Consider the following 14,143-nt stretch of genomic DNA (forward strand, 5'->3'; position numbering starts at 1 on the left):
GGCCGTCCGGGCGCCGCTGCGGCCATCCTGGTGACAGGCGGCCCCGGACGGGTGACCTGCGGGGCGGCCGACGCTCCCCTCCGGAGGTGCCGATGGACCCCGTAACCGCTCTGCGGCGTATCGCGTTCCTGCTGGAACGCTCGCAGGCCGCCACCTACCGGGTGAAGGCCTTCCGGACGGCCGCCGAGGTCGTCACCGCGATGGCCCCCGGGGAGGTGGCCGAGCGGGTGGCCGCGGGGACCCTGGAGCGGGTCTCCGGGATCGGGCCCCGTACCGCGCAGGTGATCCGGGAAGCCCGGGCGGGTGAGGTTCCCGGCTATCTGGAGCGGTTGGAGGAGGAGGCCTCGTCCGAGCCCGCACCCGAGCAGGGCCGGGTGCTGCTGTCCCGGCTGCGGGGCGACTGCCACCTCCACTCCGACTGGTCGGACGGCGGCAGCCCGATCGAGGAGATGGGCCGGACGGCGGCGGAGCTGGGGCACGAGTGGGCGGTGCTCACCGACCATTCGCCCCGGCTGACGGTGGCCGGCGGTCTGTCACCCGAGCGGCTGAGGGAGCAGCTGGCGGTGGTGGCGCGGCTCAACGAGGAGTGGGCGCCGTTCCGTCTGCTGACGGGGATCGAGTGCGACATCCTGCCGGACGGTTCGCTGGACCAGGAGCCGGAGCTGCTGGAGCAGCTGGACGTGGTGGTGGTCTCCGTCCACTCCAAGCTGCGGATGGACCCGGCGCCGATGACCCGGCGGCTGGAGGTGGCCGTACGCCATCCGCAGGCGGACGTGCTGGGGCACTGCACGGGCCGTCTGCTGTCGGGGCGCGGCAGACCGCAGTCGCAGTTCGACGCGGACCGGGTCTTCGGCGCGTGTGCCGAGGCGGGGACGGCGGTGGAGATCAACTGCCGGCCGGAGCGGCTGGACCCGCCACGCAGCCTGCTCCGCAAGGCCGTCGAGGCGGGCACCCTCTTCGCGATCGACACCGACGCGCACGCCCCGGGCCAGCTGGACTGGCAGATCAACGGCTGCGCGCGGGCCGAGGAGTGCGGCGTACCGGCGGACCGGGTGGTGACGGCCTGGCCGCTGGAGCGGCTGCTGGAGTGGGCGGGGTGACCCGTCCACTCCAGCAGCCGCGGGGGTGACCGTTCCGCAGCCCTGGAGGGCCCGGACGTGGAGCGCCCGCCCCGGAAGGAGCCCGGGGCGGGGGGGTGGCCCTGAGCAGGGGCCGATGCTGCTCGCTCTCACTTCTGGGGATAGATGTCTCCGGCGGCCATACCGCTCTGCTGCTCGCTCCGGTCCCGGATCGTCCGGGACTTCTTCTCCAGCCGCTCACGTTCCTGCGGGTCTGTCGCGCGTTCCGCGGCCTCGGCGAGCTGCTGGGCCTTCTCACGCATCTGCCGCGCCAGGTCGGCGGGTTCGTTCGAACCGCTCATCACCACTCCTCGGGCACATTCCCGGGCACGTCCCGGGTACATCATGGGCAAAAGGGACCACTGCCCCCAGCGAACCAGCGACCGCACACTTCCGCATCCCGCGCACCCCGCAGGTGGGGTGTCACGTGGTGACCCGGCTCAGCCGCCGGACCAGCGAACGCAGCCGGGGGTGGCGTTCATGGGCTTCGGCGGAGCGCCGGTCCAACTCCTCGCCCAGCCGCTTCGTCCGTTCGTCGATGTCGAGCTCGGCCAGCACCCGGTCGATCTCGGCGAGCAGCGCCCCGTGCAGCTGCCACTGACGCGGATGCTCCTGGACGTCCTCCAGGAGCAGGTCCGCCACCCGGTCACGGGTGGCGCGGCTGCGGGCGAGCGCCTCGGCGAGCCGGTCCTCCGCCGCCTCGCCGTCGGCGGCGAACGAGGTGGTGACCAGTTCGGCGAAGCTCTCGACGGCCTCGGCGAGCTCGCCGAAGAGTTCCTGGAGCAGAGCCGCCACATCGGCCGGGAACAGCGTCTCCTCGGTGCGGGCCTTCGCCAGGTCGGTGAGCGTCCGGGACAGGACGCGCAGCACGACCGCGCAGATCTCCAGGGTGTCGAGCCCGGTGCGCAGGACCACCCGGTGGAGCAGCCCCTGTCTCACCCTGGGGTTGAGGGTGAGACTTTCCTCCGCCTGCCGGAGGGACGCGTCGACCTCGACGATGTCGTGGTCGAGCTTGCGGGCCTCGTGCAGCCGGGCCGCCGCCCGGGAGACGGGGTTGTTCCCCACCACCTCCTCGCCCATGCTGCGGAGCATCGTGCCCATCCGGGTGGCCAGGGAGTCGATGGAGACACCGGCCGACCTGACCCAGACGGGCGGGGCGAGGAGCAGGTTGAACAGCAGCCCGACCACCGCCCCGATGAGCGTCTCCCAGACCCGGTCCCAGGCGGTGTCGGCGACCTGGGAGACGCCGAGCACGAGCATCGCGCTGATCGCCACCTCGGGGACGAACTCGTTGACCCGCACCAGTCGCCCGATCATCAGCGAGGTGAAGATGGTCAGTCCGAGGCTCCACCAGCTCAGCCCCACCAGGGAGCTGAAGGCGATGGCGATGAGCACGCCGACGACGACGGAGTTCACCCGGCGGATGCCGGTGGTGAGGGTGGCGTAGAGGGTCACCTGGACGACCAGGAGCGCGGTGAGGGGCGCGGTCAGCGGAGCCGGTTCGGGCAGGGCCCAGACGGCCACGGAGTAGGCGATGACCGCGGCCGCGGTCGAGCGCAGCGTCTGTACCCCCGCGGGTTCGGTGGTGCGCTGCACGAGCTTGACGGGCGCGGAAACTGCGGGCATTCCTTGACGGTGCCCCCTTTTCCCCGTGCGCAGCGTTCCGACCCCGGGGTGCCTCCGTACGGCCCTGTACCGGCGGCGGGGCCGGGGCCCGCCTGTACGGCGTGCGCCGGCGCCCGGACGGAGGGACTCTGGATCCATGGCTGTTCTGCTGAATCCCCCTGGAGAGACGCCCCCCGCCGAGGGCTCGATCGGCGACGCCCACGAGGAGCGCCCGGACGGCGGTGTCTGGGAGCACCCGGCCATGTGGATCGGCCTGATCGTGCTGGGCGCGGTGCTGTTCGCCGGGTTCTTCGCCGCCCGGGTCTTCGGTCTGGCATGAGCGGGAGGGGCTCCCCCTCGGCGCACCGGATCGCCGGCGCGCTGGCCACTACCGGCGCTACGACGAACGCACCGCCACCCAGCTCGGCGAGGGCGCACAGCTCGTCCTGGACACCTGGCGCGGGGATCTGCGCCGGCTGCGCGAGGAGGCCGACGGTGACCGGGACCGGCTGATGCGGGGGCTCCGGCGGGTCCCGGGCATCGGACCGGCCGGGGCCGACATCTTCGTGCGCGAGGTGCAGTCCCTCTGGCCGGAGACCGGCCCCTGGATGGGAGCGAAGGGGCTGCAGGAGGCCGAGCGCCTGGGCCTGCCCACCTCCCCCGCCGGGCCGGCCCGGGCGGCGCGGGGGCACGACGACGCGCGGTTCGCGGCCGCGCTCGTGCGGGCGGCCCTGGACACGGACATCGTGGACGCGGTCAGGGAAGCGGCGCGGGGACGCTGACGGGGCGGGCCGCCCTCGGCGGCGCGTGACCGGCCGGGTGGTTCACGGCCCGCCGTCTCCACAGCGGGAGGCGCAGCGAGAGGCGCAGCGAGAGGCGCAGCGAGAGGCGCAGCGAGAGGCGCCCGTACCGTACGCGCTGAGCGCGACGGTACGGGCGCCCCACCGCCTCAGCGGTCGGAGGCCTCCCGCAGTGCGCGTGCCCGCTCCTCCTGCCGGCGGGCCGCGTCCTGCTCCTGCCTTCCTTCGGCCTTCATCCGCTCGTCGCCGAGGGCGATGCCGTCCGACTCCTTCTTCATGCCTTTCAGCCTTCGCGCCTTCGCGCGGGCCATGTCGGTGCCCTTACCCACAGCTGCCTCCGTACCGCGAGGAGATTCACGCTTCTCCCTCCACTATGCCTACGCACACCGGAGAACGCAGGAGGTCGCCGCCACGGGTTCTAGAGCACCGGGCCCTCGTCCTCGTCCTCGGGGCCGCCGGCCTCGACCCGCAGCGCGAGGTCCTGGAGGACATCGGCCGAGGAGACGTCCGTCTGCCCCGAGTCGTGCACCTGCGCCAGCATGGTGAAGGCGAGGGTGAAGGCGCTCACCAGTTGCTCGACCGCGCCGCCGACCTCGCGCCCGACCACCGTCACCACCTCCTCGACGGAGAAATCGTCGGGGATGGCGATGTGGGGCATCGTCTCGTTCAGCAGGGCGGTGACGGCGCCCGCTCCCGCATCCAGGTCTTCCCGTTCGAGGTCCGCCTCCAGCAGGCGCTGCATTTCGCGCGCCTCTGTGAGGATGCCGATCACGCGCTTCACGACTTCCCGTTGCTCCATGGCCGCGAGCATAGGGCGTGCGCGCCGGTCGCCACGTGCGGTGGAGTGCACTTCTGTGCTCCGTCGGCGTGCTCCTCGGCGCCTCAGCCGGTGTCGCGCACAGCGACGATGCCGTTGAAGACCCCCACGTACGCCGTTCCGTCGGGGCCGATGGTGATGGACGCCCAGTTGTTGTCGTGAGCGGGTCCGGTGCCGGTCAGTTTGCGCCAGCGGCGTTCACCGGTACGGAAGTCTACGGCGGTCAGGTACCAGGCGTCGATGCCGAGGACGTTGGGCTCCTTCTCGTAGAAGTAGAGCAGCCCGTTGGCGGTGGAGAGCTTGGGGACGGTGGAGGGTGAGCGGACGGCGCTCTCCCACACCGTGTCGCAGCCGCTGCCGTCGGGCCGTACGTCGATGCGGGTGACGCCGCCGACGACGCTGCGGCCGAGGAGCAGGGAGGTGGGGTTCTCGTAGCCGTAGTCGTTCTCGACGACGAGGCTGTCGCCCCAGCTGATGAGGGAGTTGTCGGTGGTCGAGCGGCCGTGGCCGAAGACCGGGACCGAGCAGACCAGGCGGCGGTCGGCGGGGACGTCCGTGCCCCGGCGGTGGACGAGGACGTTCATCCGGCCGTCCGCGTTGTCGGTGATCGCCACGTACTCCCCACCGGTCCCGAAGAGGTCCGGTGTGGTGCCCGAGCCCTGGTTCACCGAGCCGGGCTTGGTGCCGGTGCCCCGGTCGTAGGTCTGGCGCCACTGGATCCGGGGGGTGCCGTCGGGGTCGGCCGTGAAGCTGTACAGGGCGTGGTCGGAGACGATGGAGACCCCGCCCCGGGCCACGGAGAAGGAGTTCTGGATCTCCTCGCCGGCCAGCCGGACGGAGCGGATGACGGAGGTCTCCGGGTCGACCGTGCCGACCCGGCCGAGCCGGGTGACCCACCAGATCCGGCCCTGCCAGTCAGGCGTCACGGAGGTGACGGGGTCACAGGTGCCGCTGGGGAAGAGGCTGGTCCAGCTCACGCAGTCGTGCGGGACCTGACCGGTGAGGGCCCAGTCGTTCTCGACCACGAACTCCCAGCGGCCGTCCGCCTTCTGCCGGTGGGCGATCCGCAGGACGTGCGGCGGGAGTCGGCGAGGACGACCCGGTCCTGGTCGTCCAGGTAGAAGTAGGCGCCGCCCGAGGTGTCCTTGAACATCTTCGCGAAGTCGAGCGTGGTGATCGCCTCGACGGTCGAGGAGCGCTGCGGCAGCTTGCACTCGGCGAGCGTGTCGAGCGTGCGCGGGTCGAGCAGCTTGAGCAGGAAGCCGGTGAAGGTTCCGCAGACCGTGATCAGCCGGCTGGTCGCGTCGAAGGTGGCGGTGGCACACTCGCCGCCGACCGGGGCGATCTTCTCGCTGGCCACCTCGGGGTTCCGGCCGAGCGGTCCGGAGTACGGGTGGGTGCCGCTGCCCGCCGCGTCCGCGTGCATGCCGCTGCGGCCGTTGGGGGCGAGGTAGGGGTGTCGCGGGGGCGCCTGCCCGGGAACGGGGGAGGCGGTGACCGGCGCCCCCTGGTAGTCGCCGACCAAGCGGTGGCCGGGAGCCCTGGGGATGTCGTCGGCCACGGCGGGGGCCACGGGCCCCAGGAGCGTGACGGAGGCGACGGCGAGCGTCAGGGCCAGGACGCGGGTGAGCGCACGGCGGTACGGCGGGGGCATCGGGCTCCTCGGTTGCGGACGGGGGTCGCGCCGCCGCCCGACGTCAGGGCGCGCCCCTTGAGGTGTCCATGGAAAGCAGGAGGTTTCGCGGGCACGACACACCGCCGCAACACCGCGCCACGTGCGGCGACGCCCCGCAACACACCGGGCCGCGCCGTGTCCGCCTGTCCGCCCGCCTGTCAGCCCGCCTATCCGCGCGGCGGGAGCTTCTTGCGCGAGCGGTTCTCCAGCATCGCCCGGCGGATGCGGGCGGCCGCCGCGTGGGCGTGCTCCGGGGTCGCGGTGCGGTCGGCGACCGAGGTGACGAAGCGGTGCAGCGGCTGCCGGCAGCGGGTGCACGGGGTGTCGGTGGTGACGAGGTGGCCGTCCTCGCACTGCGGGTCGGAGCAGGAGCCGGGCATCAGCAGCCGCTCGGCGATGTCCTGGGCGCTCCAGCGGCGGCGGCCGTCCTCGTCCTTCTCGTTGAGCGCGTGGGCCCAGCGCAGGTTCCAGCGGCGTTCGATGCGCTCCCGGAGGAGACCGGCGGTGCGGTTGCGGCCCAGCTCCTGGTGGATCAGGTCGTGGACGGTGCTGGGGACCCGGCCGCCGAGCGCCTGGAGGAGCTGGTGCGGCAGCGCCTGGAGGACATAGCCGCGCGGGTTGATCCTGGCGGTCTCCCGCCAGCGGTCGCAGCCGCAGGACCCGTCGTGGCGCTTGGGGGCGTTGCAGCGGCCGCAGAGGCCGCGGCACTCGGCGCACACCCCGCCGTCGAGCCCGTCCAGATGGGGCGCGGGCGCCCGGCCGCACACCTGGCAGCAGGCGGCGCAGGGCCCGCAGAGGCGCTCGTTGCCCGCCTTCGTCGTCCAGGTACGCGTCTGGCACCGGCAGCAGAGGCCGGTGTTGCAGTACTCGTGGTGGGCGGCGCCCGAGTGCCGTCCGGGGGGCGGGAAAGACATCTGCCCATTGTGCGGGATCGCCGGGCGCCACGCGGACGGTCCGGGACGGACCGGGTCAGGGGTGCAGGCTGCTGACCAGGTTGGCGGTGGCGCCGATGCCGTCGTGAATGGTCGGCGCCATGCTCGTACTGGCCATGAGGAAACCCAGCAGGGCGCAGACCAGCGCGTGCGAGACCTTCAGCCCCCCGTTGCGCAGGAAGATCACCGCCAGGATCGTCAGAAGCAGCACCAGTGAGATCGAAATGGCCATGGCCAACCTCCTCCGCCGCGCCGGATTTGCGGCATTCGGCCGCCAGTGTGGCGCAGCGGGGCGGCCGTTCGGCGCGCTGGCGTGTCCGCCGAACGGGTACTCCAGTGCTGTGACGCGTTACGAGGCCCGGGCCGCGCCCGCACCGGCGCGGAGGAAGCGTTCGAGCCCGGCCAGGTCGTCGGTGTTCAGGTGGTCGACCCCGGCGGCGAGGAGCTCGCTCCAGACGGCCTCACGCTCGGGGCCCGGCAGGTCGGGGGTGGCCCAGAAGCGGATGCGGCGGCCCTCGCGGTGGGCGGCGGTGACGAGGGTGCGGAGCCGGTCGCGCTCGGCGCGGGGGAAGGGGCCGGCACCGAGCCAGCCGAAGGTCTGGGTCCAGTTCGCGCTGATCAGCGGGGTGAACGAGGCGGGCGAAGCGGTGCCGAGGTCGTCGAGGCGTCCGTCGTAGAAGGCGAGGCGGGTGCGCTGGACCTCCATCGGCGCCCGGGCGGCCCGGTCGCCGGAGATGACGGCGGTGACCGCGCCGGGGCGGACGCGGCCGTCGTGATAGCGGGTGAACAGGGCGCGGCGGCGGGCGAGCTGCCGGTCGAGTTCGCGGTAGGCGGCGACCCCGTCGGCCTTGATGTCGATGAGCAGTTGCAGCGGTGCGCGGTGGTGCGGGTGGACGCTGCCGTGCCCTGCGCGGACCAGGGCGCGTAACGGGTCGAGGTAGAGGGCGGCGAGGGTGCGTCGCGGGTCGAGCCCGGCGGGGTCGTGGGCCACCAGCAGCTCGCCGTCGACGAGGAAGATGTCCGCCTCGACGCTGGTGAATCCGTGCGCGAGGGCGTCGTACAGGGGGCGCGGGTGCAGGTAGTCGTTGTGCGCGTGGGCGTGCCGGAGGGGGCGGGGCGGGCGAGTGGTGGCGGCCGGGGACACGGCGGCGGGGGAGGCTACGGCCACCGCGGCCGGAGCGGCGATCACCGCGGCCGCGGTGGCGAGGGTGACGGTGAGGGCCCGACGGCGGGTCGGGGCCGAAGGGGTGGACGGAGCTTTCATGGGGGCTCCCTGAAGCGGCCGGGCGGAGGGCCCGGAGGCGGGCCGGACGCGACGAGTATGGGGCCGCCCGCCAACTGATCGTCAGGTACCTGCCAATTGTTGGCGTGATCGTCGCCCCCCGGTCAGCGCTTGATAAGCTGTCAGCGACTTCTCAGGCCTTCCCGCCGCGGACTCCACATCCGCCGGGGAGGCTTTTTTCATGCCCGGACAAGCCCTCCCCCTGTGAAGGATCCCCATGCCCGCTGTGCGCGTGCAGCCCGCCACGTCTGCTGACCGCCCCCTCATGGAGCGGCTCTGGCTGATGTTCCGCCACGACATGTCCGAGTTCAGCTCCGTCACGCCCGAACCGGACGGAACCTTCCGCAGCGACCGCCTGGACGCGGCCTTCGCCGACGCCGACCGGGTGCCCTATCTGCTGACGGCGGGCGAGCGCCCGGTCGGCCTCGCCTTCGTACGGGGTCTGGCCGGGCCGGTCCGGGTCCTGAACAGCTTCTTCGTCGTACGAGGGGCGCGCGGCGCGGGTATCGGGCTGCGGGCCGTCCGGGACGTCGTGGCCCGGCATCCCGGCCCGTGGGAGGTGGCCTTCCAGGACGACAACGCCCCGGCGGTACGTTTCTGGCGCCGCGTCGCCCGCGAGGTGGCCGGTGACGCCTGGACAGAGGAGCACCGGACGGTGCCCGGACGGCCGGAGCTGCCGCCGGACTCGTGGATCGCGTTCCACGTTCCCGCCACCGGGAAGCGTTGACCCCGCACGGCGAGGACCGTCACCCCACCGGCACGCTCTCCACGCTCCGCTCGCCCCAGCGGACCGTACGGTCGCACCAGCGTTCCAGGAGGACCCGGTCGTGGCCGACGGCCAGCAGGGCGGCTCCGGACTCCGCGCGGTAGGTCTCCACCACGGCGACCAGGGTGGCCGTCGTGGAGGCGTCGAGCATCGCGGTCATCTCGTCGCAGATCAGCAGCCCCGGCCGCAGCACGAGCGCCCGCGCCAGGCAGGCCCGCTGGAGCTGCCCGTCGCTCACCGCGTGCGGGCGGCGCTCCAGCAGCTCATCGGAGAGGCCGACCAGCGGGGCCAGTTCCGCCACCCGTGCCGGGACCTCGCGGCGGCGCCCGGTGGACCGGAGCGGCTGGGCGATCAGTTCGCGCAGGCTGAGGCGGGGGTCGGCGGAGAGCCGGGGCTGCTGGAAGACGACGCCCACGGCAGTGCGCTGCTCCTGCGGGGCGCGGTGCCGCCAGCCGCGTACGAGCGTTCCGTCGAGGGTCATGGTTCCGGCGTCCGGGCGGTGCAGGAGGGCGGCGACCTTGGCCAGGGTGGACTTGCCGCAGCCGCTGGGGCCGAGGAGCCCCACCGCCTCGCCGTGCCCGACGCTCAGGGAGACATCGCGGACGGCCGGGGCACGGCGGTCGTACCCGGCGGTGATACGGGTCAGTTCAAGCATCGGCGGCCGCCTTCGTGAGGGAGTGGGCGGGGCCGGTCAGCCCGTGGTGGCAGGCGAGTGTGTCCTCGAAGGCCGGGCGTTCGGCGGTGCAGCGGGCGTCGGCCCGGGTGCACCGGGCGGCGAAGGCGCAGCCGTCGGGGAGCGCGCCGAGTTCGGGCGGCATGCCGGGGATGGGGGCGAAGTCCCGTTCGGGCAGAGCGTCCAGCAGGCCCTTGGCGTACGGGTGGCGGGGACCGGGTGCGCCGAAGAAGGGAGCGGCTTCGGAAATCTCGACGATCCGGCCCGCGTACATCACGGCGACCCGGTCCGCGATCCGCTCGGCCGCCGCCAGGTCGTGCGTGATGATCAGCAGCGCGCGGCCCTCGTCGGTGTGGCGCCGCAGTTCGTCCACCGTCCGCTCGACCAGATCCCGGTCGAGGCCGGTGGTCGGTTCGTCCGCGAGCAGCAGCGGGGCGTCACCGATCAGGGCGAGGGCGGTGGCGGCGCGCTGGGCGAGGCCGCCGGAGAGTTCGTGCGGGTAGCGGTCCAGGTGGTCGGCCGGGAACGAGGCCCGGGCGGCGGCCTCCCCCGCCGCGTCCCGGACGGCGGCGGCCACGCGCACCCCGGTCAGCTCGCGCAGGGTCTCCTCCAGCTGGGCACGGACCGTGCGCACCGGCGTGAGGTGGGCGGCGGGGCTCTGCGGTACGAGTCCGATGCGCCGGCCCCGTACCGTACGGGCGAGGGTCCGCTCCCCCGCCGTCAGCAGGTCCGTGTCCCCGCCGAGCACCGCACTGCCGGTGGTCTCGGCGTTGGCCGGGAGCAGGCCCAGCAGGGCGGAGGCCAGGACCGACTTGCCGCAGCCGCTCTCACCGACCAGGGCGAGGCACTCCCCCGGGGCGACGGAGAAGCGGGCGTCGGTGACGGCCGCGATGTCCCGGCCGCCGCGCATCCGGAAGCGTACGGAGAGGTCGCGGACGTCGAGGACGGGAGTCCCAGGGGTTTCACGGTCGGCGGTCACAGCATCAGCTCCGATTTCCGGCGCGGGTTGATCCGGTCGCGCCAGGCCCCGGCGAGTCCCGCCAGGGCGAGGGTCGGAATGATCAGGAAGAGGCCGGGGAAGAGCGTCGGCCACCAGTCCCCCGCGAGCAGCGAACCGCGCGCGGACTGGACGAGGTTGCCGAGGCTGGCCTGGTGGGCGGGGAGTCCGAGCCCGAGGAAGGAGAGCGCGGACTCGTGCCACATGGCGTGCGGCACCATGAGGACCGCCGCGAGACCGGCCTGCGGCAGCACCCCGGGGAGCAGGTGCCGGACGATGACCCGGCCCCGGGAGGCACCGCCGGAGACCGCCGCGTCGATGAAGGGGCGCGAGCGGAGCGAGAGCACTTCGGAGCGGACGATCCGGGCGGTGGAGAGCCAGTGGGTGAGGCCCACCGAGATGATCACCGGCCAGACGCCGGGCCGGAACATCGCCACGATGAAGATCCCGAGCAGCAGGTGCGGCACCGAGGAGAACGTGTCCACCAGCCGCATCACGATCCGGTCGGTCCAGCCGCCGAAGGCCGCCGCGAGGGCGCCGATCGCCGTGCCGAGCACGGTGGCGGTGAGGGCCGCGACCAGTCCGACGAGCAGCGAGACGCGGAGCCCGTAGACACAGCGCAGCAGCAGGTCGCGTCCGACGTCGTCGGTGCCGAAGGGGTGTGCCCAGGAGGGCGGGTGGAGCTTGTTGGACAGGTCGACGGCCTGCTGGTCGAGCTGGGCCAGCGGCGGCACGACCAGGACGGCGAGCGCGACGGCGACGACGATGGTCACGGAGGTCGCCACCCGCACACGGCGGGTGGTGCGGCCCGGGTGGGCGAGGGCGGTGTCAGCCATCGAAGGCCACCCGGGGGTCGGCGAGTCCGTAGAGCAGGTCGGAGAGCAGGTTGCCCAGCAGGACGGCGGCGGTGGCGAGCACCGTGAGCGCGGCGAGCAGGGAGAAGTCGACCGAGGTGGCGGCCTCCACGGTGGCGGCGGCGATGCCGGGCCAGCTGAAGACGGTCTCGATGAGGAGCGCGCCGGTGATGAGTTCGGGGACGCGGGAGCCGATCAGGGTGAGCATCGGCAGCATCCCGGAGCGCAGGGCGTGGCCGAGGAGCACCGTGCGCTCGCTCAGCCCGCGGGCGCGCGCCCCGCGCACGGGGTCCTCGGCGAGTGCGTCGGTGACCCCTTGGCGTACGTAGAGGAAGAACCACGGCAGCTGGGAGATCCCGAGGACCGCGGCGGGCAGGACCAGGTGGGAGGCGACCTGGCCGAAGGTGACGGTCTCGCTGGCGGCGTCGGTGAGCCCGCCGGCCGGGAGGAGGTCAAGCTTCAGAGCGAAGAGCCAGATCGCGAGGAGGCCGAGCCAGAAGGCGGGGGCGGCTTCCAGGGTGTACGCGGCGGAGCTGACGCCCCGGTCGAGCCAGCCGCCGGGCCTGCGGGCGGCGAGGACGCCGAGTCCGGTGCCGAGCAGGATCGCGATCAGGAAGGCGGAGGCGGCGAGCAGGACGGACCAGCCCATGCGTTCGGCGATCACGTCGGCGACCGGCTGGCGCATCACGCTGGAGTCGCCGAGGTCGCCCTGGAGCGCCGAGGTCAGCCAGTGCCACCAGCGTGTGACGAGTGGCTGGTCGACGCCGAGGTTGGCCCGGATCTGGTCCAGGTTCTCCTGCGAGGCGGTGAGGCCCGCGGTACCCGCGTACGCCTTGACGGGGTCGAAGGGGGACGCGTCGGCGACGGCGAAGACGCCGAAGGTGACGGTGAGGAGGACCGGGACGGCGAACAGGACCCGCCGTCCCGTCATCCGTGCCATCGGCCCCCAGGGGAGGCGGTGGCTCACTTCTTCGTTTCTCCCGTGTCTCCCGTGCCTTCGGGCTTCCACTGCTCGACGTTCCACCAGGGGCCAGAAGCCAGCCCGTGGTCGTGCGGCTCGACCTGGGTGGTGAGCGCGCCGAAGCGGTTGTCGACGACGTAGAGGTGGTCGATGTGGGTGAGGAAGGTGTAGCCGGGGTTCTTCACCAGCTCGCGCTGGACGGTGTCGTAGGCCTTCTTGCGCTCGGCCTTGTCGCCGCTCTTCCGTCCCGCCTCGATCGCCGCGTCGACGGCATTGTTGTCGTACCAGGCCATGTTGTTGAAGCCGTCGCCCGCGAGGGAGGACTTCAGCAGGGTGTACTGGTCGAAGTCGGGGTCGGCGGGCGAGCCGCCGCCCGCGAGGACCGCGTCGTGCTTCATCCGGGGCTCGATGACCTCCCAGGTCCCGGCCTCGGCGGTGATGGCGATGCCCGCCTTCTTGGCGTCGGAGGCGTAGGCGAGGGCGTGCTCCTGGCGGAGCTTGTCGCCGGTGAGGTACCAGAGCGGGAACGCGGCACGCACCCCGTCCTTGACCCGGACGCCGTCCTTGCCGGGGATCCAGCCGGCCTCGTCCAGGATCTTCTTCGCGGCGGCGAGGTCGTGGGTGCGCTCGGTGCCCTTGGTGAACCACTCGCTGTCGGTGGGGACGGGCCCGTAGGCGGGCTTGCCGCTGCCGTTGAGGATGGCGTCGACCATGGTCTGCCGGTCGACCGCGACATCGAGGGCGCGGCGCACGGCGGTGTCACCGGCGACCTTGTTGTGCGTGGGCAGCGTCACCGTGCGGTAGTCGTAGGTGGTCGCGGCGTACGTCTTCTTCGCCTTGTCGCCCTCGAAGCCCTTGGCCAGGTTGGGCGGCAGGATCGCGCCGTCCAGGTCGCCGGAGCGCAGCCGGGTGGCGCGCACGTCGTCGTCCTTGATGATCGCCATGGTGAACTTCTTCACCTCGGGTTCGCCGCCCCAGTAGCGGGGGTTGGCGGTGAAGCTGAGCTTCTCGCCCTTGGACCACTTGGTGAGGACGTACGGCCCGGTGCCGACGGGCCGGGTGGTGAAGGCGCCGGTGTTGACGTCCTGCTTGCCCGCGATGTGCTCGGGGGCGATGGGCAGGACGGTGCGCTGGGCGAAGGGCGCGTAGGGGTACTTGAGCGTGAAGACGACGGTGTCCTCGCCCTGCGCCGTGACGTCCTTGACGGCGTCCAGCTCGGTGCGGGAGGGGTTGTTGGTCTTCTCGTCGAGGATGGTGCGGTAGGTGAAGACGACGTCCTTGGCGCCGAACGCCTTGCCGTCGCTGAACTTCACGCCCGGACGCAGCTTGTACGTGTACGTCAGCCCGTCGGCGCTGACCTCGGGGAGTTCGGCGGCGAGCGCGGGGCGCAGCTTCATGTCCGCGTCCAGGGCGAGCAGCCCGTCGAAGATCTTGGAGTTGCCGTCCTTGCCGTAGCCGAGCAGCGGGCTCAGGCTGTCGGGCTCGTAGGCGATGCCGACGACGGCCGAGGTGGTCCCGGTCCCGGAACCGCTCTTGGGGCTGTCCGGGTTGGAGCAGGCTGCCGCGGTCAGGGACAGTGCGGTCACCAGCGTGGCGGCGACCGCCCCCCGTATCGATCGGGCCGTCATACTCTGCACATCCCTGTTCAAGATCGACTGTTATT

Annotated in this window: 15 protein-coding genes and 2 pseudogenes; 4 read left to right on the plus strand and 13 right to left on the minus strand. The window is 72.8% G+C overall.

The features are described from left to right. Nucleotides 1–92 precede the first annotated feature (92 nt). Nucleotides 93–1,100, plus strand: coding sequence for a PHP domain-containing protein (locus ACK8N7_RS02605; RefSeq protein WP_500440694.1), 1,008 nt, complete (start codon nt 93–95; stop codon nt 1,098–1,100). Nucleotides 1,101–1,228: 128 nt separating this feature from the next. Here the strand turns inward: ACK8N7_RS02605 and ACK8N7_RS02610 are convergent, their stop codons facing one another. Then, nucleotides 1,229–1,420 carry a DUF6381 family protein gene (locus ACK8N7_RS02610; RefSeq protein WP_031124967.1) on the minus strand — a complete coding sequence of 64 codons (192 nt, stop codon included), beginning with the start codon at nt 1,418–1,420 and terminating at the stop codon, nt 1,229–1,231. 121 nt (nt 1,421–1,541) lie between these two features. Next, the gene (locus tag ACK8N7_RS02615) at nt 1,542–2,744 is read right to left on the minus strand and encodes an FUSC family protein (protein ID WP_500440696.1); all 1,203 of its coding nucleotides are present in this window, start codon (nt 2,742–2,744) and stop codon (nt 1,542–1,544) included. A gap of 136 nt (nt 2,745–2,880) precedes the next feature. Here ACK8N7_RS02615 and ACK8N7_RS02620 point away from each other — a divergent pair, with 136 nt between their 5' ends. After that, nucleotides 2,881–3,063, plus strand: a complete 183-nt coding sequence (locus ACK8N7_RS02620) for a DUF6480 family protein (RefSeq protein ID WP_500440698.1) — start codon at nt 2,881–2,883, stop codon at nt 3,061–3,063. A 43-nt stretch (nt 3,064–3,106) separates the two neighbouring features. After that, a pseudogene (locus tag ACK8N7_RS02625) lies at nt 3,107–3,505 on the plus strand (endonuclease); the annotation flags it as partial. Between the two features lie 167 nt (nt 3,506–3,672). Here ACK8N7_RS02625 and ACK8N7_RS02630 read toward each other — a convergent pair. The 6 genes and pseudogenes from ACK8N7_RS02630 to ACK8N7_RS02655 form a co-directional block, all read right to left on the minus strand. Beyond that, nucleotides 3,673–3,852 (minus strand): hypothetical protein, encoded by a 180-nt coding sequence (locus tag ACK8N7_RS02630; RefSeq protein ID WP_015613055.1) that lies wholly within the window; start codon nt 3,850–3,852, stop codon nt 3,673–3,675. 89 nt (nt 3,853–3,941) lie between these two features. Beyond that, a complete protein-coding gene (locus ACK8N7_RS02635; RefSeq protein ID WP_015613054.1) occupies nt 3,942–4,334 on the minus strand; it encodes a hypothetical protein in 393 nt (130 codons plus the stop codon). 71 nt (nt 4,335–4,405) lie between these two features. After that, nucleotides 4,406–5,994: pseudogene (locus ACK8N7_RS02640) on the minus strand (hypothetical protein). A gap of 188 nt (nt 5,995–6,182) precedes the next feature. Beyond that, the gene (locus ACK8N7_RS02645) at nt 6,183–6,929 is read right to left on the minus strand and encodes a hypothetical protein (RefSeq protein WP_500440700.1); all 747 of its coding nucleotides are present in this window, start codon (nt 6,927–6,929) and stop codon (nt 6,183–6,185) included. A 55-nt stretch (nt 6,930–6,984) separates the two neighbouring features. Next, on the minus strand, nt 6,985–7,179 hold the full coding sequence (locus ACK8N7_RS02650; RefSeq protein ID WP_030081942.1) for a hypothetical protein: 195 nt from the start codon (nt 7,177–7,179) through the stop codon (nt 6,985–6,987). A gap of 117 nt (nt 7,180–7,296) precedes the next feature. Then, complete coding sequence (locus tag ACK8N7_RS02655) at nt 7,297–8,211, minus strand: phosphatidylinositol-specific phospholipase C/glycerophosphodiester phosphodiesterase family protein (RefSeq protein ID WP_500440703.1); 915 nt, start codon at nt 8,209–8,211, stop codon at nt 7,297–7,299. A 235-nt stretch (nt 8,212–8,446) separates the two neighbouring features. Between ACK8N7_RS02655 and ACK8N7_RS02660 the strand changes: the two genes are divergently transcribed. After that, entirely contained in the window at nt 8,447–8,956 is a 510-nt protein-coding gene (locus ACK8N7_RS02660) for a GNAT family N-acetyltransferase (protein ID WP_500440705.1), read from the plus strand. Between the two features lie 19 nt (nt 8,957–8,975). Here ACK8N7_RS02660 and ACK8N7_RS02665 read toward each other — a convergent pair whose 3' ends face one another. From ACK8N7_RS02665 to ACK8N7_RS02685, 5 genes are read right to left on the minus strand one after another with little or no spacing between them, the layout of a single operon-like run. Beyond that, nucleotides 8,976–9,650 (minus strand): ABC transporter ATP-binding protein, encoded by a 675-nt coding sequence (locus tag ACK8N7_RS02665; RefSeq protein ID WP_500440707.1) that lies wholly within the window; start codon nt 9,648–9,650, stop codon nt 8,976–8,978. Further along, entirely contained in the window at nt 9,643–10,647 is a 1,005-nt protein-coding gene (locus tag ACK8N7_RS02670) for an ABC transporter ATP-binding protein (protein ID WP_500440708.1), read from the minus strand. The genes ACK8N7_RS02665 and ACK8N7_RS02670 overlap by 8 nt, the downstream gene beginning before the upstream one ends. Next, entirely contained in the window at nt 10,644–11,501 is an 858-nt protein-coding gene (locus tag ACK8N7_RS02675; RefSeq protein ID WP_403218389.1) for an ABC transporter permease, read from the minus strand. Before ACK8N7_RS02675 ends, ACK8N7_RS02670 begins: the two co-directional genes overlap by 4 nt. Continuing rightward, nucleotides 11,494–12,459, minus strand: coding sequence for an ABC transporter permease (locus ACK8N7_RS02680; protein ID WP_403218390.1), 966 nt, complete (start codon nt 12,457–12,459; stop codon nt 11,494–11,496). Before ACK8N7_RS02680 ends, ACK8N7_RS02675 begins: the two co-directional genes overlap by 8 nt. Nucleotides 12,460–12,482: 23 nt before the next feature. Then, nucleotides 12,483–14,108, minus strand: coding sequence for an ABC transporter substrate-binding protein (locus tag ACK8N7_RS02685; protein ID WP_500440710.1), 1,626 nt, complete (start codon nt 14,106–14,108; stop codon nt 12,483–12,485). Between the last annotated feature and the right edge of the window lie 35 nt (nt 14,109–14,143).

It is taken from the genome of Streptomyces griseobrunneus, from assembly GCF_046713465.1.
Lineage (GTDB): Bacteria > Actinomycetota > Actinomycetes > Streptomycetales > Streptomycetaceae > Streptomyces > Streptomyces microflavus.